The 16,446-nt window shown below is 71.9% G+C and carries 15 protein-coding genes, 1 other RNA gene and 2 pseudogenes; 4 read left to right on the forward strand and 14 right to left on the reverse strand.

All coding sequences use genetic code 11. The features are described from left to right. Positions 1 to 259: 259 nt before the first annotated feature. Both ACH4T9_RS12060 and ACH4T9_RS12065 read right to left on the reverse strand, forming a co-directional pair. Complete coding sequence (locus ACH4T9_RS12060; protein WP_396671081.1) at positions 260 to 883, reverse strand: class I SAM-dependent methyltransferase; 624 nt, start codon at positions 881 to 883, stop codon at positions 260 to 262. A gap of 111 nt (positions 884 to 994) precedes the next feature. Beyond that, positions 995 to 1,213, reverse strand: a complete 219-nt coding sequence (locus ACH4T9_RS12065) for a hypothetical protein (protein WP_350882678.1) — start codon at positions 1,211 to 1,213, stop codon at positions 995 to 997. Between the two features lie 487 nt (positions 1,214 to 1,700). Between ACH4T9_RS12065 and ACH4T9_RS12070 the strand changes: the two genes are divergently transcribed. Beyond that, a complete protein-coding gene (locus ACH4T9_RS12070) occupies positions 1,701 to 2,198 on the forward strand; it encodes a YcxB family protein (protein ID WP_396671082.1) in 498 nt (165 codons plus the stop codon). A 106-nt stretch (positions 2,199 to 2,304) separates the two neighbouring features. Here the strand turns inward: ACH4T9_RS12070 and ACH4T9_RS12075 are convergent, their stop codons facing one another. From ACH4T9_RS12075 to rnpB, 4 genes are all read right to left on the reverse strand, one after another. After that, the gene (locus ACH4T9_RS12075; RefSeq protein ID WP_396671083.1) at positions 2,305 to 2,721 is read right to left on the reverse strand and encodes an NUDIX domain-containing protein; all 417 of its coding nucleotides are present in this window, start codon (positions 2,719 to 2,721) and stop codon (positions 2,305 to 2,307) included. Positions 2,722 to 3,005: 284 nt separating this feature from the next. Further along, positions 3,006 to 3,569 (reverse strand): dihydrofolate reductase family protein, encoded by a 564-nt coding sequence (locus ACH4T9_RS12080; protein ID WP_396671084.1) that lies wholly within the window; start codon positions 3,567 to 3,569, stop codon positions 3,006 to 3,008. A 597-nt stretch (positions 3,570 to 4,166) separates the two neighbouring features. After that, the gene (locus ACH4T9_RS12085; RefSeq protein ID WP_396671085.1) at positions 4,167 to 4,931 is read right to left on the reverse strand and encodes a hypothetical protein; all 765 of its coding nucleotides are present in this window, start codon (positions 4,929 to 4,931) and stop codon (positions 4,167 to 4,169) included. A 643-nt stretch (positions 4,932 to 5,574) separates the two neighbouring features. Then, an RNA gene (gene rnpB, locus ACH4T9_RS12090) (RNase P RNA component class A) lies at positions 5,575 to 5,991 on the reverse strand. A 182-nt stretch (positions 5,992 to 6,173) separates the two neighbouring features. On the opposite strand from rnpB, the gene ACH4T9_RS12095 reads away from it, so the two are divergent. Beyond that, entirely contained in the window at positions 6,174 to 6,935 is a 762-nt protein-coding gene (locus ACH4T9_RS12095) for a sulfite exporter TauE/SafE family protein (protein ID WP_396671086.1), read from the forward strand. Positions 6,936 to 7,021: 86 nt separating this feature from the next. Here the strand turns inward: ACH4T9_RS12095 and ACH4T9_RS12100 are convergent, their stop codons facing one another. Then, positions 7,022 to 8,254, reverse strand: coding sequence for an MFS transporter (locus tag ACH4T9_RS12100; RefSeq protein WP_396671087.1), 1,233 nt, complete (start codon positions 8,252 to 8,254; stop codon positions 7,022 to 7,024). Between the two features lie 53 nt (positions 8,255 to 8,307). On the opposite strand from ACH4T9_RS12100, the gene ACH4T9_RS12105 reads away from it, so the two are divergent. After that, on the forward strand, positions 8,308 to 8,784 hold the full coding sequence (locus ACH4T9_RS12105) for a MarR family winged helix-turn-helix transcriptional regulator (RefSeq protein ID WP_396671088.1): 477 nt from the start codon (positions 8,308 to 8,310) through the stop codon (positions 8,782 to 8,784). Positions 8,785 to 9,004: 220 nt separating this feature from the next. Here the strand turns inward: ACH4T9_RS12105 and ACH4T9_RS12110 are convergent. From ACH4T9_RS12110 to ACH4T9_RS12135, 6 genes and pseudogenes are all read right to left on the reverse strand, one after another. Further along, positions 9,005 to 9,227 (reverse strand): annotated as a pseudogene (locus ACH4T9_RS12110) (sodium:solute symporter); the annotation flags it as partial. Positions 9,228 to 9,338: 111 nt separating this feature from the next. Next, positions 9,339 to 10,586 (reverse strand): bifunctional RNase H/acid phosphatase, encoded by a 1,248-nt coding sequence (locus ACH4T9_RS12115; protein WP_396671089.1) that lies wholly within the window; start codon positions 10,584 to 10,586, stop codon positions 9,339 to 9,341. 5 nt (positions 10,587 to 10,591) lie between these two features. After that, a complete protein-coding gene (locus tag ACH4T9_RS12120) occupies positions 10,592 to 11,329 on the reverse strand; it encodes a zinc ribbon domain-containing protein (RefSeq protein ID WP_396671090.1) in 738 nt (245 codons plus the stop codon). Between the two features lie 124 nt (positions 11,330 to 11,453). Beyond that, positions 11,454 to 12,284, reverse strand: a pseudogene (locus tag ACH4T9_RS12125) (Nif3-like dinuclear metal center hexameric protein); the annotation flags it as partial. Positions 12,285 to 12,386: 102 nt separating this feature from the next. Beyond that, positions 12,387 to 12,968: a flavoprotein gene (locus ACH4T9_RS12130; RefSeq protein WP_396671469.1), complete on the reverse strand. Its 582-nt coding sequence runs from the start codon at positions 12,966 to 12,968 to the stop codon at positions 12,387 to 12,389. Between the two features lie 17 nt (positions 12,969 to 12,985). Next, positions 12,986 to 14,215, reverse strand: a complete 1,230-nt coding sequence (locus ACH4T9_RS12135; RefSeq protein ID WP_396671091.1) for a helix-turn-helix domain-containing protein — start codon at positions 14,213 to 14,215, stop codon at positions 12,986 to 12,988. Between the two features lie 245 nt (positions 14,216 to 14,460). On the opposite strand from ACH4T9_RS12135, the gene ACH4T9_RS12140 reads away from it, so the two are divergent. Beyond that, entirely contained in the window at positions 14,461 to 15,132 is a 672-nt protein-coding gene (locus ACH4T9_RS12140) for a bifunctional DNA primase/polymerase (RefSeq protein ID WP_396671092.1), read from the forward strand. 558 nt (positions 15,133 to 15,690) lie between these two features. Here the strand turns inward: ACH4T9_RS12140 and ACH4T9_RS12145 are convergent. Then, entirely contained in the window at positions 15,691 to 16,416 is a 726-nt protein-coding gene (locus tag ACH4T9_RS12145; RefSeq protein ID WP_396671470.1) for an FAD:protein FMN transferase, read from the reverse strand. Positions 16,417 to 16,446 lie beyond the last annotated feature (30 nt).

Raw genomic sequence — 16,446 nt, forward strand, 5'->3', positions numbered from 1 at the left:
CGGGTTGGGGGAATCCGTACGGATACGGGTTGTGTCCGGCCGGCCCCGGCCGGGCGGGTCGCCCGTCGACTGGTTGCCAGGGGCCAGACTGCATTCGGCCTGGTGGGGTGGGGTGAGCGGGCACGGCAAGATCGTAACAGCGACCCGACACCCGCCCTGCCGCGAGCCGAGGTCACGACTGGCGAGCACGCGTCACGCGCCGATGCCGACGAGGCGCGCAGCGGACGCTCCCGGATCCCGGAACGCCCGACCCACCCGATCAGCTCACCGGTCGCCGCGCCCAGAACAGGGTGTGCCCGCCCGCGCCCTCGGGGACGAATGCCTCGGCGGTGATCGTCAATCCGGCGTGCCGGAGCCAGGATCGGTAGGTGGGGGCGTCCGCCTGGCTCCACCACATGGCGGCGGGACCGTCGAGCCAGGCGTCCTCGGTGCCGGTCCACGCGTCGTGGCCGACGGTGGTCAGCAGCCAGCCGCCGGGGCGTAGCCACGTCGCGATCCGTTCGACCAGACGCGGCTGGTCGGGCAGGGGCAGGTGGATGAGGGCGTAGAGGCATACCACGGCGTCGAACGACTCCGGTGCCAGATCGAGCCGGGTGGCGTCCGCGCGCAGGAAGGTGGCGGCGGGCACCAGGCGGCGGGCCCGTTCGATCTGCACGTCGCTGATGTCGACGCCGGTGACCTGGTGCCCGGCGTGGGTGAGGAAGCGGGCGACCGGCACGCCGCAGCCGCAGCCGAGGTCGAGGACCGCCGCCGAGGCCGGCAGGCGCTGGTGCAGGTCGGCGAGCCAGGGCGCGTACTGACCGTCATCGGCATTATCCGCGCGGTAGTGGTAGGAGAGCGCGTCGTACCCTCGTCGGACCAGGTCCCGCTCGTCGTCGCCCATCCTGGTGAGACTACGAGTCCCGTACAGCCGGCCGGCCGCACGCCTGCGGACTGCTGCCCTGCGTGCGGCCTCCGACCACTGCCGCTACCGTCAGTCTGACGGAAACAACGCTCAGTGAGGCAGTTCGCGCCAGGTCGGGCTGCTCCCGCGCCAAGCCCCGGCGAGAATGCTCGCCGAGCTGCGGCTGGAACACTCCAGCACCTTTGAACGGCCTTGCGCGCCACCGATCTGCGCCTGAACTTCCCAGCGCTGACCATCAGTACGGATGTAGATGTCGCGACGTCCCCGCGGCGTCGCCTCCCCATTCCACCAGTGCTCCTCGACGTTCACCTCGCGACCGTACCAGGAGACGCCAGTACCGCCAGGATCGTGTCCCCGATGCCCGGCCCGGACGAGCCCCCGCAGCCGCACCCCGGCCCCTCGCCCGCTCCTGGTCTGTGCACCGCAGAGTCCTCGCTCAGCACGAGCGAACGGGGGTCTCACCTGCGGCTCCAGCCAGGTCCGCCGGTACCTCATGAGGCTGATGCGTCCCACCTGATGCTTGACGGTTGGTCTAGGGATTGTCGTCCGGGTAGTGCGTTGTCGTACGAGTCGCCGACGGGGCCCATCGACGGCAGGATTCCGTCGTCGGTCAAGCGTTCTGGGCGCGTTGACTCACGTCCGGTCCGGTCGACACCCCCAGCAGCCCGCTGTGTTCAGTTCAATGCCACGCGAAGCATCCGCTTCTGCCGCTGGCCAGGGGCGGCCCCGACGATCCGGACAGCGGGGTGCGAGTCAGGCGCTGCCCGGGGGCGGGTGGGGGCACTATCGTTCTGGCGTGCACATCCGTTTTGACGTCCCAGCCGATCCCGCCTACCCAGGCCGGGTGGCCGCTGCGCTCAGCAGTGTTCGGCTGCGCAAGTACGGTTATATAGGCGCGGTGCTGGCGGCGGTCGGGACGATCGGTTTCGCCGTCTCGCGGGGGTTCGCGTGGGGCGACCAGATCTCGCCGCTGTGCATGGTGATGGTCGTGGGTGGCGTGCTGTCGATGCTGTACTCGCCGTGGGTGCGGTTGCGCGCCCGGCGGCGCTCCGGTCGTTACGCGGTCGAGGGCGCCTACGACATCACCGACGACAACATCATGATGCGCAGCGGCTCGGAGTCCGGCGGTATCGCCTGGGACGGGGTCGCCCAGGTAAGAGACACCCCTGAGTTCTGGATCGTGTACGTCGGCCGGATGCCGGCGACCGTGATCCCACGCCGCTTGATGTCCGCCGAGGACGTCGAGACGTTGCGAGCCTATATGGCCAAACGTGGGCTGCTCCAGCTTCGGTGAACTCTCTTTACCGCGATCAGCGCACTGAGGTATCGCAGATCAGTTGGCGAACGACTGTCGCACATCAGTAGACGGAGGACACTCACCCCTGGCTTCCGGAGCGACGTCACATGACGAGCACGGCGGTGAGCATCGAGAGATACGACTCATGGGCGAGACGCAGGCTGTCAAGGTCGGACGTCTCGAACCACGCCACAGCGTCGTGCTCGTCCGGCGCGGCGTTGACGGGTGTTCCGGTCCACCTGTCGACCAACCAGATCTGCATGTCGAACGTCGCGGTCCGGATCTCATGCATCGGCGGGCTGGACGGCACCGATGCCGTGATTCCCAACTCCTCCCGAAGCTCGCGGACAAGGCTCTCTTTCGGATCCTCCCCCTCCTCAACATGACCGCCCGGCAGGTCCCACACGTCGGGATACCAACGGCGTCCGGCGCTTCGATGACACAGCAACACCCGATCGCCGTCGCGAAGAACGGCCGTCACAATCCGGACCGGACCGGAGTCGTCAGCGGAGATCGTCATCGGCACATTCTGACCCATGCGGATCTGCCGCCAAGCGAGCGCACAGGGCGGACGAGGCTCCGTAACCGGCCGTAGGAGTGCGGTGCTTCCGCAAGGTCATGTCCGGGCCGCTGGCGTGCCGAGATCGGTGCGCCAGCGGGCCAATCGGCGCGGTCGATGGCGGGGTCGCTGTCGACCGGCTTCGTGCGCCATGCAGCCCGAAGCTGTGGATGCTGCTTCAAGTCGGATCGCACCTCGGCCACTGCTGCCCTCGTCACTTCCTTGGCCGCGTGGAGGAAACGCGCTCAGCGCCTCGCCTCGTACCTGGTCAGGACCACCCCGCCGGGAAACGTCCGCGTCTCCACCAGGTTCAGCTTCACCCAGCTGTCCAGCGCGGTGAAGAACGGCGTGCCGCCGCCCACCAGGACCGGATGGGTCACGACCGTGTACTCGTCGATCAGCCCGGCCCGCATGGCCGCCCGGGCGAGCGTTGCACCACCAACCCTCATCGGCTCGCCGCCCTCAGCCTTGAGCCGGGTGATCTCCGCGACCGCGTCGCCGGTGACCAGGCGGGTGTTCCAGTCGACCTTCTCCAGCGCCGAGGAGAACACCATTTTCGGCGTGTCCCGCCAGTTCCGCGCGAACTCGATCTGCGCCGGGGTGGCATTGGGCTGCTGGTCGCCGGTCGGCCAGTAGGAACTCATCTCCTCCCAAAGCTTGCGCCCATACAGCAACAGGCCGATCGCTCGCTCCTGATCGAGCCACCACTGAAACAGCTCGTCGTTCGGCTCGCTCCACCCGAGGTCGTCGCCGGATGCGGCGACGTAGCCATCCAGTGTCAGGTTCATGCCGTAGATCAGTTTCCGCATCGCGCCATGCCTTCCGTCAGGTCTCGGAAGTTTAGACCGGTTCAGCGCACGAAACTGACCGGTGCGTGATCCGACTCGCAGGTAGTCCTCGCACTCGGGGCACAGCGTCGCCTACGCGGACCGATCACCACCAGGCGGACATTCCTCGGATGCTCTGGGGCATCGGTGACACCCGGCGCTTCACCGACCCGGAAGCCTGTAACGAAACGTCCCCGGCCGTGGTCGTAATCGTAATCGGTAACGAAACACGGTGCGAAGCACCCGGTTGAGGGACCGAGATCGAGCAGCCCGCTCCTAGGAACCCGTCAGCAGCTTATCGAAGCCGACCAGATAGTTCGCCTTGTAGGCAGCGAAGAGGTACGAAAAGCCGCCGCACCAATCTACAGCGCAATAGCAGCAGGAGCTGAGCGCGACGAGCTAGACACCCTTATGAGAGCATTCTTGGATGCCGCTCGCGCAGATCTCAACACCTAGCCACCCCTGAAGGTACACCCATCATGCATGGCCCTTAAAGACTCAGCGGCGGGGCCGGTGGTGGGCTGTCTAGTCCCACCACATGCTTGACGAATCCGTCCCAGCACCTGCTTGACAGTGGGCCTAGGAAGCGTGCCCATGGCCGAAGCCAGTGGGCGCAGACGTCAACGCATGCCAGAGCCGTTGGTATTCGGTTGGTTCTCCGATCGCGGCCCGGTGCTGTGGATGGTCGACGTAGTGCCGGATCGCGTCGGCGATGAACCACGGGTGGACGTTGTCGATGCGCAGCCGCCGCCGGCCCAGCGGGAGGATACCGCGGCGGCGTACCAGGTCCGGTTGTGCGTAGGTCAGGGCCAGGATGGAGGCCCTAACTGCGGGCTGGGAAGGGCAGCCAGGTGCCAGGGCCTCCCACGGCACCATCAAGGATCCGGTGAAGTCGCGTTGCCAGACACCGTCCGGTCGCAGCTCGACGAAAGAACCGCGCCAGCCGGCAGCAACGTTTACACCGACGCCGACCAGGAGCAGGAACGGCAACACCATGAACGGGCCCCCGACGACTTCGCCAAGGTGGTCAGTGCCCAGGAACAGCGAGGCCAAGAACGTGAGCTGCACGGCCAGGTAGATCTGGACCGCGCTCGGTTCAGTGGCGAACGCCCGAACCTCGGGCCTGACCAGAAAGGCCGCCGGCCGTGGTGAAAGCAGGATGAGCAGGGTGAGCAAGGCCAGCGACAACGCCAATACCCCGGCGAGGATGGTCGCGATGCCCAGGATTGAGTCCAGCAAATCTGACAGCCGACGGCCCACGGCCAGGACCACGGCCAGGACAAGCGCAATGGTGAGGATCGGCCGCCGGTATCGGACTGTCACGGCGGAGATCGTGGCCAACATGCCAGGAGCGTAGTGGACCTCATCCACACCCTTGGCTCCTCAATCTCCGGATCTTGTCAAGCATCTCCCGTGACACGACAGGGCCGGTGGTGGGCTGCTTGCCGAATTGCTCTCTTTTGGATCAAGGCACCGCGCTCCGCGCGGTGCGGGGCGGCAAGCCCGGCTGGCGGCAAGCCGCCTCGGCCGCCTACGGCGCCGGGGCGGTGAGCCACCGACAGCCGCCGGGGCACCCGCCCCACCTGAAGACAGGGCGAGCGCCAGCGAGGCCGTGACGGAAGCTGGCGGGGCTGCTCTGGTCGGGTGGTCGGGGCTTCCGGCTGCCGCGCCAGTCCAACCCCGGGACTGACTTGCCACCGGGTCACCGAGTCGTGGCACCAGCTCCACCGCCAGGACGTGCCCGGCCCTCCCCCATAGCCGCCGGCCATCGACTCAGGCCCCAAGCACCGACCCGGAAAGGCCCTCACGACGGCCTAGCGCGCTAGGCCGAGGCCAAGGCCAACTGAGCCCGCGCTCAGGGCGTCTCCAGGGCATCAGGGCGTCCTCAGGGCGTCAAACGCCGGACAATGTTGACCAACGACGACCATCGACGCCCGAAAATAGAAGCAGCTCAGAGCCTTGATCGAGGCTCTGAGCTGGTGGGCGACGGACGAGTCGACCTGTACGCCGGATTCTGTGCCCGGCGCGTACCCCTCGCGGGGTCCGCGCCGGCGGCGGCCATCCATCTAGGCCTGCCGTCGCCGGCAGGCTCGTGCGGCCTACCCGCAGACATCGGGCGGGCAGCCCTCAAGCGTCTGCGCTGGGCCGTCATCTTGCGATGGCGGCCCATTTTGGCCTTGCTCCGGGTGGGGTTTACCGAGCCATCCCGGTCACCCGGGATGCTGGTGGGCTCTTACCCCACCGTTTCACCCTTACCGTCCCCGTTGGGGCCGGCGGTCTGTTTTCTGTGGCACTGTCCCGCGGGTCGCCCCGGGTTGCCGTTAACAACCACCCTGCCCTGTGGAGTCCGGACGTTCCTCGGCGACGGGCCGGAGCCCGTCGACGCGACCGCCCGGTCGACTCGTCCGTCGCACCACCCATCCTAACGACGCAGCGGCCTCGCCTATTGCCGACCCTCGCCCGTCCTTGATCCACTCGATGTCATGGACATCGGGGGTGACGGGGCCTGGACACTGCGGGGTGCATGACGTGAAATGGATCAAGGTCGGGGGCGGGGGTGCCTCGGGCGTACTAGCCTCGGGGATCGTGGATCTCTCCAGCGCCGCGCTCCTGGTCGCCGCCGGTCTCGCCGCGGGCACGGTGAACGCGGTGGCCGGGGGCGGTTCGCTGATCACCTTCCCGGCCCTGATCGCGGTCGGCCTGCCGCCGATTCCGGCGAACGTGAGCAACTCCGTGTCGGTCTTCCCCGGTTACGTGGCCAGCGTGGCGGGCAGCCGGGCGGACCTGCCGCGCGGGCGGTCGCTGTGGCTGCTGCTGCCGACCACCGTCGCCGGCACGATCGTCGGCTGCCTGCTGCTGCTGGCCACCCCGGCGCGGGCGTTCGAGCTGACGGTGCCGTTCCTGGTGCTCGGGGCCACCGCCGTGCTCGCCTTCCAGGATCCGCTGCGCCGCCTCGTCGGGCACCCGGCCGACCTGGCTCCGCGCCGTCGTACGGTCACCGTGCAGGCCATGGTCGCGGTCGGCGCGGTGTACGGCGGCTACTTCGGCGCGGCGCTCGGGGTGATGCTGGTGGCCGGCCTGGCCCTGGTGCTGGACGCGACGCTGGCCCGGGTGTCGGCGGTCAAGAACCTGCTGTCCGCCACGGTCGGGCTGACCACGCTGGTGGTCTTCGCGCTGTTCGGCCCGGTCAACTGGGCCGCCGTCGCGGTGGTCGCCCCGGCGACCCTGGTCGGCGGGTACGTGGGCGCGCGGCTGGTCCGTAGGCTGCCGCCGGTGGTGTTGAAGACGCTGATCGTGGTGTTCGGCACCGGCATCGGCCTGTGCCTGCTCTGGCGCGCGCTGCGCTGAGCCGGCGACCGGGGCCGCCTGGGGAACGGGGCGCGCCGCGCTGGGCCCGCGACCGGGGGCCAGCAGGGAGCGGGCTCAGCGGCGGCTCAGTACGCCTCGCCGACCGGCTCCTCCGGGGTGTGCTCGGCGCCGGCGGCGGCCCGGTTCCAGCGGGACCAGAGCACCCGCTCGCCGTAGCCGGCGGCCATCACGTGGGCGAAGGCCAGGTAGACCAGCACGCCGACGGCGAGGACGCCGAAGCCGACCCAGAACGGCAGGGCGAGGCTGTGTTCGGCGAGCTTGCCGGAGATGATCGGGGCGGGCGCGGCGGCGCCCCAGCGGACCAGGTTGAACGCGCCGGTCGCCACCCGACGGTCACCGGAGCCCAGGCCGAGCGCCAGGTCGGTGAGGTTGGCGTTGGCCAGGCCCATGAACAGGCCGGAGATCACGAGCACCACCAGCGACATGGGGGTGCCGGTCGAGGTGGCGAACAGGACCATGCAGACCAGCAGGCCGGCGATGGCCACGCCGACGGTCTGCACGGCGCCGATGCGGTGGGCGAGCCGGTGGCCGATCACCAGGATGCCGGCGGCCAGGCCGAGGCCCCAACCGGTGAACGCCAGCCCCAGCGGGACGATGTCCAGGCCGAGGAAGAGCGGCGTGTAGCCGAGCACCACGAAGAAGACGAAGTTGTACGCGGCGGTGACCACGCACAGGGTGACGAACGCGGGCCTGCGGTAGGTCGAGAAGATCTGCCCGACGCGTACGGGCGCCTGCCGGTTGGCGGGCTCGCGGATCCTGCGGGACGCGACGGCCAGGGCGAGCACCATGAACACTCCGCAGACGAAGAACGGCAGCCGCCAGCTCACCTGGCCGAGCAGGCCGCCGATCAGCGGTCCGACGGCGAAGCCGAGGCCGAGCGCGGTCTCGAAGAGGCCGACCACCCATTCGCGGTCGTTGGCGAGGTTGACCAGCACCACCATGGCGGTGGCGAAGAACATCGCGTTGCCCAGCCCCCACACGCCGCGCAGCACGGAGAGCGCGACGATGTCGTTGCTGAACGAGGCTCCGATGGCGGCCAGGCCGACCACCGAGACGCCGGTGATCAGCACCGGCTTGAAGCCGAACCGGCCGCTGGCCAGGGTCGCCGGGATCATCCCGATGGCCATCACCGCGATGTACGCGGTGAACAGCAGCTCGACCTGCCAGGCGGTGACCCCGATGGCCTCGCCGATGGCGGGCAGGATCGGGTCGACCACGGCGATGCCGGCGATGGCGAGGAAGGCCACCAGTGTGGTGGCGTAGATGGCACTGCGGTTGGGCTCGGTACGCCGGTCCACTCCGCCTCCCAAGTAGCTGTATCGTACAGGCAATTCGGTTGTATCATACAATCATGAGCGACGACCACACCACGGGAAGCGGGCCGGACGAGACCGCCCTCGCGCGGATCGAGACCGAGGTGGCGATGCTGATGCGCCTCGGCGAGGCGACCCGACGGGCCACCGGCACCGCCGAGCACCGGGTGCTGGACCGCGCGGCGTACGTGATCCTGCGGCACCTGGCCGTGGCCGGGCCGCAGAACGTGTCGGCGCTGGCCGCCCGGCTCAACCTCGACGGCTCCACGGTCACCCGCCAGGTCTCGGCGATGCAGCGGGACGCTTTGATCGCCCGGTCCCCCGACCCGACCGACGGCCGGGGCACGGTCATCTCCCCCACCTCGGCGGGGCTGCACCGGATGGACGCCGTGCGGGCGGCCCGCACCCGGCTCTACGGGGACATCCTCGCCGACTGGACGCCCGGGGACCGGGACACCCTCGCCGACATGCTCGCCCGGCTCAACGAGGCCCTGGAGAACCGCGCCCGCCGCTGAGCCCCGACCGATCGGCACGCGGCAGAGCCCCGGGTCGACCTGGGTCCTGCCGCGCCGCTCAGGCGACGGGTTCGGGGGCGGCGTCCGCGCCCCGGGCGGCACCGGGGGTGACGCGCGGGTCGCCCTAGTCGGCGAAGTAGTCGTCCGGGGTGGTGCCGTCGGCGCCCTCGGCCACCCGCGCGGCCCGCAGGTCCAGGGTGACCAGGGCGGCGACCACGACGCGCAGCCCCGACTGGTACGTGTACGCGGCCAGGATCGCGAACGCGATGATGATCGGCAGGTGCCGGGCCACCGCGCTGTCCCCGGTCACCCCCCATGGTCTTGAGCACCGCCTCGATGCCGACGAGCTGCAACGCGATGTACGGCATGGTGGCGACGATGCCGGTGATCGCGATGAGCAGCGCCAGCACCGACGAGTCGAACCGGCTGCGGACGAACCCACCCACCAAAACCCCGCGCACTTTCACGGAAAGAGTGGCCATTCGCCGAGGAATAGCCACTCTTTCCGTGAAAGTGCGCGGGGCGGGGCGGGGTGGGGTGGGGGTGGGGCGGGGTTAGGGGGTGGGGAGGTGGGCGGTGTCGTTGATCGAGCGGACCGCCAGGCCGCCGTCGGGCCAGCGGTCCAGGACGGAGATGCCGGCCGCGTCGAGGTAGAGCCGGTGCAGGAACGCGTCGTCGGCGCTGAGGGCGTCGCGCAGCACCAGCTTGATCGGCGAGACGTGCGAGACCACCACCACGGTCTCCCCGGGGTACGCCTCGATCAGCGCGTCCGTGACCCGGGTCGTCCGGGCGGCGACCTCGGTGAACGACTCGCCGTCCGGTGGGGCGACGCGGGTGGAGGCGAGCCAGGCGTCCAGTTCCCCCGGCCAGCCGGCGCGCACCTCGGCGAAGGTGCGCCCCTCCCAGGCGCCGAAGTCGCACTCGATCAGGTCGCCGGCCGTGCGTACCGGGACGTCGCCGAGCGCCCCGGCGATCGCCTCGGCGGTCGCCGTACACCGGGACAGGGGCGAGCTGACCACGGCCGCGACGGACGGCGCGAGGGCGGCCACCCTGGCGGCTGTGGCCCGCACCTGGGCCCGGCCCCGCGCGGACAGCGGCACGTCGCCCCGGCCGGAGTAGCGGTGCTGCTCGGTGAACTCGGTCTCGCCGTGCCGGACCAGGATCAGCCGGGTGGCGGTGTCGCTGGGCTGCGGTTCCCAGGAGGCGGGGATGGTGGCCGGGTCGGAGCCGGCCTTCCGGGTGGCGGCGCGGGCGGCTGCCTCGCGGGCACGGGCCCGGGCCGGCGAGTCCGGGGCGGCCACCTCGCGCGCCGGCTCGACGATCGCAGCCGGCGCGGCGGTGCGGGCCGGCTCGACGATCGCAGCCCGCGCGGCGGTGCGGGCCGGCTTGCCGGCGGCGGCGTCCATCGCCGCGTTGGCGAGGGCGTCGGCGTGCCGGTTGCGTTCCCGCGGGATCCACTGGAAGCGCACCGCGGCGAACCGGCCGACCAGGGCCGCCGCCTGCGCGGCGAGCGGACGCAGCCCCGGGTGCTTGATCTGCCAGCGCCCGCACATCTGCTCGACCACCAGCTTGGAGTCCATCCGGGCGTCGACCTCGGCCGCGCCCAGCTCGGCGGCGGCCTCCAGGCCGGCGATCAGCCCGCGGTACTCGGCGACGTTGTTGGTGGCGGTGCCGATCGCCTCGGACCGCTCGGCCAGCACCTCGCCGCTGGCCGGGTCCCGGACCACCGCGCCGTAGCCGGCCGGGCCGGGGTTGCCCCGGGACCCGCCGTCGGCCTCGATGACAACCGCGCGTACCGCCATCGCGCCTACAGCCCGGACTCGTTGGTGCGGACCATGATCCGGCGGCACTCCTCGCAGCGGACCACCTCGTCCGGGGCGGCCTTGCGGATGCGGGCAATGTCGGCGCCGGAGAGGTCCAGCCGGCAGCCGCCGCAGCGGGCGCCGGTCAGCAGCGCCGCGCCGAGGCCGCTGTCCTCGCGGATCTTGTCGTAGAGGGTGACCAGTTCGCCCGGCAGGTCGCCGGCGAGGGGCTGGCGGGCGGTCCGCTTGAACTCCTCCTCCTTGGCGATCTCGGCGAGGGCCTCGTCACGACGCTGCTCGGCCGCGGCCCGCCGCTCCCGCGCCTCGGCCGCCCGCCGCTCGATGCCGTCGAGCACCCCCTGCGCGGTCTCCCGCTGCTCCATCAGCTCCAGCTCGGCGTCCTCCAGGTCGCTCTGCCGGCGGTTCAGCGAGACCAGTTCGTGCTGGAGCGCCTCCAGTTCCCGGGCCGGCCCGGTGCCGGCGGCGAGCCGCACCTCGTCCTTGCTCTTGCGGGCCCGGACCTGCTCGACGTCCTTCTCCAGCCGGGCGATGTCCCGGTCCAGGTCGTCGACGGCAACCTGGGCGCGGACCCGCTCGTCCTCCAGCGCGGACAGCTCCCGCGCGAGGCCCTCCAGCTCCGCCCGCTCGGGCAGGGAACGGCGGCGGTGGGCGAGCTGGGCGAGGGAGGTGTCGATCGCCTGGAGGTCGAGCAGGCGGCGCTGGACCTTGGGGTCAGCCTTCACGGTCTGGGCTCCTTGTCGTCCGCGGCGGGGCGGGGTCGGGGTCGGGGTCGGATACCGGGGCGGCGCCGCCGGGCGCGGGGTCGATGGTGACGGGGTCGGCGGGTGCCGAGCCGCCGCCGGTCGCGGCGGCGTGCACCGTCCACGGGTCGGTGTCCAGGTCGGACACCATGGTCTCGACGCCCAACTCCGCCCGAAGCAGGGCGGCCAGGTCGTCCAGCCAGGGTCGTTCGGTCGCCCAGTGGGCGGCGTCGAGCAGAGCCGGGCCACCGGCGGCGAGGTGCTCGCCGGCGGGGTGGTGGCGCAGGTCGGCGGTGAGGTAGGCGTCGACGCCGGCCGCGGTGGCCGCGCCGAGGAAGGCGTCCCCCGAGCCACCGCTGACCGCAAGGGTACGCACCGTCCGCGCCGGGTCGCCGGCGGCGCGGACGCCCCAGGCGGTGGCGGGCAGCACGGCGGCGGCGTACCGGGTCAGCTCGGCGAGGGTCATCGGCCGGGGCAGCTCGCCGATCCGGCCGATCCCCCGGCCCGCGCCGGCGGCCGGGGTGCCCGGGGCCGGGGGGTGCAGCGGGCGCAGCCCGGTCAGCCCGAAGCGGGCCGCCAGCGCGTCGGAGACGCCGGGATCGGCCACGTCGGCGTTGGTGTGCGCGACGAGGAGCGCCACATCGGCTTTGATCAGTTGGTGGACGATCCGCCCCTTGTACGTCGTCGGGGCGACCGAGGAGACCCCGCGCAGCAGCAGCGGGTGGTGGGCGACGATCATGTCCACCCCGGCGGCGAGGGCCTCGGCGACGGTCTCGGGGACGACGTCGACGACGCAGGCCACCCGGCGGACCTCGGCGGTCGGCTCGCCGAGCACCAGCCCGACCCGGTCCCAGTCCTCGGCCCAGGCCGGCGGGTAGTGCCGGTGCAGCGTCGCCACCACGTCGGCCACCGTCGGCGGTGTCGGGGTTGTGCTCACGGCGGGCCACTCTACCGGCGCGCGCCGTAGGTCAGGGCCGCGGCTGTGGACAGGGCCCCCGGGTGCAACGGAATCCGTCGGCAAGGGGGCCCTGCTCCTCGATCAGGCGGCTGGGGTGACCGGGCAGCGCCGGTCGCGGAGCGCCGCCAGGCCGGCACCCCACGGGAACGCGTGCAGGTGGCGCTCGCCTGCACCGGGTGGATGCAGCGGCACGACGTGCTCGCCGAAGATCACGTCCACCCCCCACTCGGCGAGCCGGGTCAGGCTGGCCCGGAAGGCCGGGTGCCCGGCCATCGCGGCGTTGGTGAACGGCACCGCCACGATCGGCACCCCCTTGCCCTGCGCCTCGACCAGCAGGCCGAGGGCGAGGGTGTCGGTGATCCCGGCCGCCCACTTGTTGACCGTGTTGACCGTGGCCGGGCAGACGATCATCGCGTCGGCCGGCGGCAGCACGTCCGGGTCACCCGGGTCCTTGTACCGGCTGCGGACCGGATGGCCGGTCTGCCGGGTCAGCGCCGGCCGATCGACGAACTTCGCGCCGTCCGGCGTGACGACCACGCAGACCTCCCGGCCGTCCTGCTGTGCCAGCTCGACCAGGCGGCCGACGTGACCGGCCAGCGGCGACCCGCAGGCGATGACGTAGAGCACCCCATGGCGCTCGCTGCCGCGGTGCAGACCGTTCATACCGACCCCCGCCGCGCTCATACTCCCACTCCCATGTGCTCAGCCAACTCCGCAATCGGCGGAGGCAGCGCACCCCGTGTGCGACGCAGGACGTCCGACATCACCTCGTGGGCGATGGGGCGGCAGCGGATCTCCGAGGGCGCGAGCCGGTCACCGCGCAGCAGCATCTCCCCGGCGGTGGCCACATCGCCGATCTGGGCCATGCCCCGGGCGATGTCGAGCAGATGGTGGGCCCGGCGCTCGGGGAGCAGGCCGTTGAAGGACGACTCAGGGATGCGCTGGTGGTGCACCTCCACCGCCCGCCCCCCGTCGCCCAGTTCCACCGCGGCGGCGGCCCGGTGCAGCTCGACGTTCGTCGGGCCGAAGGATGTCCAGTAGTGGTTCTGGTCGCCGCCGAGCAGGACGGCCGCCTCCTGGGCGCCGTTGATCAGGTCGTCCACGGTCGCCGAGTCGCCGAGCCGGGCAGCGGCCATCGCGCCTTGGAGCAGCAGTATCCCGTAGACGGAGAGCCGGTCCGGGGTGGCGTCGTTGCCGCCGCCGGGGGCCAGCCGGTTGGCGATGTTGACGTTGAGCTCCAGCGCGGAACGGGCCCGCCCCATGGCGACCATCGCGTTGCAGACCCGGGTGGTGGCGATCCCGGCGAGGAGTTGGTCGTCGGCCCGCTGGGCGACCGCCATCGACCGGTCGGCGGCCAGCCAGGCCAGGTCGCACTCGCCGAGCTTGCGCAGCACCGAGGAGGCGATCTGGTACACCTGGCCGAGCAGGTGGGCGGCGTCGCGGGCCTGGTCGCCGTCGTGGCCGGCGTCCGCGGCCTGGGCGTCGCGCAGCAGCTTCGGCAACGCCCGGGTGAGCATCCCGTAGCGGCCGTACTGGTAGGTCAGCCAGGCGTGGTTGACCGCCTTGCGCATGTCCATCAGCGGCGGCGGGAACGGGGCGGCGTCGAAGTAGGCGCTCATCGAGTCGTACCGCTCCAGGGCCGCCCGGATCTCCTGGACCTCGACCGGGTCGATGCAGTTGAGCACGTCGGCACGCCGCTCCGGGTCCTTGCCGAGCAGCAACTGCACGTCGACCTCGAGAATGTAGGCGATCTCGTAGAGGACGGAGAACTTGTCCAGCCGGCGCACCCCGCGCTCGACCTTGTCCACCCAGCTCTTGGACTTGCCGAGCCGGTCGGCGAAGACCTGCTGGGACATCTTGCGCCGGCCGCGCCAGTACGCCACCCGCCGACCTATGGGTAACTCGTCCATGTCCATTCCTCCCCTGGCCGGGCCGGTTGGCCTCGGCGGCGACCGTACGGACGGATCGATGGTCCGTTCGTTTTCAAGTTTTCGCTGGTCGCACAGCCTGTACGTCGGCCGTGCGGTCAGCACTCTTAGCTTTCGTGCAAGTTGCATCAGCCGTTCCGTCAAGTCAACGAACGCGGGTTACGGCAGTGACGGCGCTCGACAAGCGACCTGGCACCTACCGGTCCGGGCGAGAGGAGTTCGTAGGCATGTGGGGGAACGTCGGGCCGCGGGTCGCGCAGTTGTCGCCGCTGGAACGGGTCCGGCTGCGCCGGGTCGCCGTCCGCTACGCCGTCCACGGCTGGGAGGTGACCCCCGGCGCATGCCTGGCCCGCAGCCGCTTCGTGTGCGGTCGAGCCGGCTGTCCCACCGTCGGCTGTCATCCCGCCCTGGAGGACTGGGAGCGGGCGGCCAGCACCGACGCGGCGCGGGTGGCGACCTGGTGGCGCAGCCGCCCGTACGGCGTGCTGCTGCCCACCGGGCGGGCCTTCGACGTCCTGGAGGTGCCGGCCCACCTCGGGCGGGGGGTACTCGACGTGGTCGGGAACCACCCGGCCGGCTTCGGGGTCCGCGGCCCGGTGGTGGTGACGCCGACCGGGCGTTGGATGTTCCTGGTCCGTCCCGGCGACCCGCTGCGCCCGGAGCTGGAGCACTGCTTCCACGTGGTCCGGCACGGCGTCGGCTCGTGGATCCCGGCGCCGCCGACCCGGCTGCCGGAGGGCACGGTCCGCTGGGCGGTCGCCCCGGAACAGGCGCGCTGGCAGCTCCCGGACTCCTACCTGGTGCAGAACGTGCTGGTCGACGCGCTGCGGGCCACCGGCGTGACGCTCACCCCCGAGCTGCTCCCCGGCCACCTGCCCCTGCCACGACGCGGCTGGTGAACCCGCCCCGCCACACCCCCGCCGCGACGGACACCGTCAGGTAGTCACGCGCCGTGGCCGGTTGCGACCGGTCCCACCACACCCCTGCCGCGCCGACGCCGCTGGTGGATCCGTCCGCCGTCGGCCCGACGCGGGCGGGCCCACCTGTCGGGGAGCCGACGCGCCCCGGGCAGCGTCCCCGCGCCCCGGGACGTCGTTGACCCGGACGAGGGGGCGACAGCGCCCCGAGCGGGGGTGTGATGTCCAGCAGGGATGACGCGGCACGCCGGCCAGACGGCGCGGAACCGCCACCGCACCACCGACGCGGGCACCGCTGGCCGCCGACCCGCCCGGCCGGCTCTCGCCCTGGCCGCCCCCGCCCCGGAGGCGCCCATCCGGCCGGCACCCGCCGCCCCGCCGGCTGACCACCCCACCCCACCCGCCGACCGCCCCGCCCCCGCCGCTGACCGTCCCGCCCTCCGCGATCTTGCAGTTCGGGCCCGGTCACACCGGGACGAAAGCCCCGTCCCGGGGGCCGCGAGTGCATGATCACGGCGAGCGGCGGGGCGCGCAGGTCCGTCAGTCGGGGAGGAGGGGGAGGTGAGGGGAGTGTAGGCAGCGGGCGTCGTCCGTGATCACCGCGTGCAGGTGGCCCGGGAGGCGGTCGAGCCAGCCGATGCCGGCCGCTCCCATCGCCACCGCCGCCGTGGCGTACGCGTCGGCGACCCCGAGGTCCGGGCCGACCACGGTGACCGAGCGCAGGCCTACGGCCGGGACGCCCCTGCGCGGGTCGAGCACGTGGTGTCCGCGCTCGTACACGCCGGAGGTGGCCACGGCCAGGTCGGTGCCGGTGAGCACCAGGCAGGCCGACGACTCGTCCCACGGGTGCCGGACGCCGACCCGCCACGGCCGGCCGCTCGCCGAGTGCCCCCGGACGCGGACGTCCCCGCCGGCGTTCAGGCAGTGGTTCGGCGCCCCGGCAGCGACCAACCGGTCCGAGGCGACCTGCGCCGCCCAGCCCTTCACGTAGCCGGACGGGTCCAGCCGCCCGGTGGCGTACACGTCGAAGAAGCCGTCCGTGGCACCCCACAGGTCGGCGCAGCGCTCCAGGACCGTGCGCAGGTCCCCGGACGCCTCGGACAGCGGCACCTCGCCCCGGTCGAACCGGCACACCTCGCTGTCGGCCCGGTACGTGCTGAACCGGGCGTCCACCTCGCGGAGCCAGGCGAAGACGTCCACGGTCAGCTCGCGCAGCCGCGCCGTGGGCAGGTCGTCGGCGAGGTCGAGGCTGATCGCCGTACCCATGACCTGCTCGACCCGGCGCAGGCCGGGGCG

This window comes from Micromonospora sp. NPDC020750 (assembly GCF_044334565.1).
Lineage (GTDB): Bacteria > Actinomycetota > Actinomycetes > Mycobacteriales > Micromonosporaceae > Micromonospora.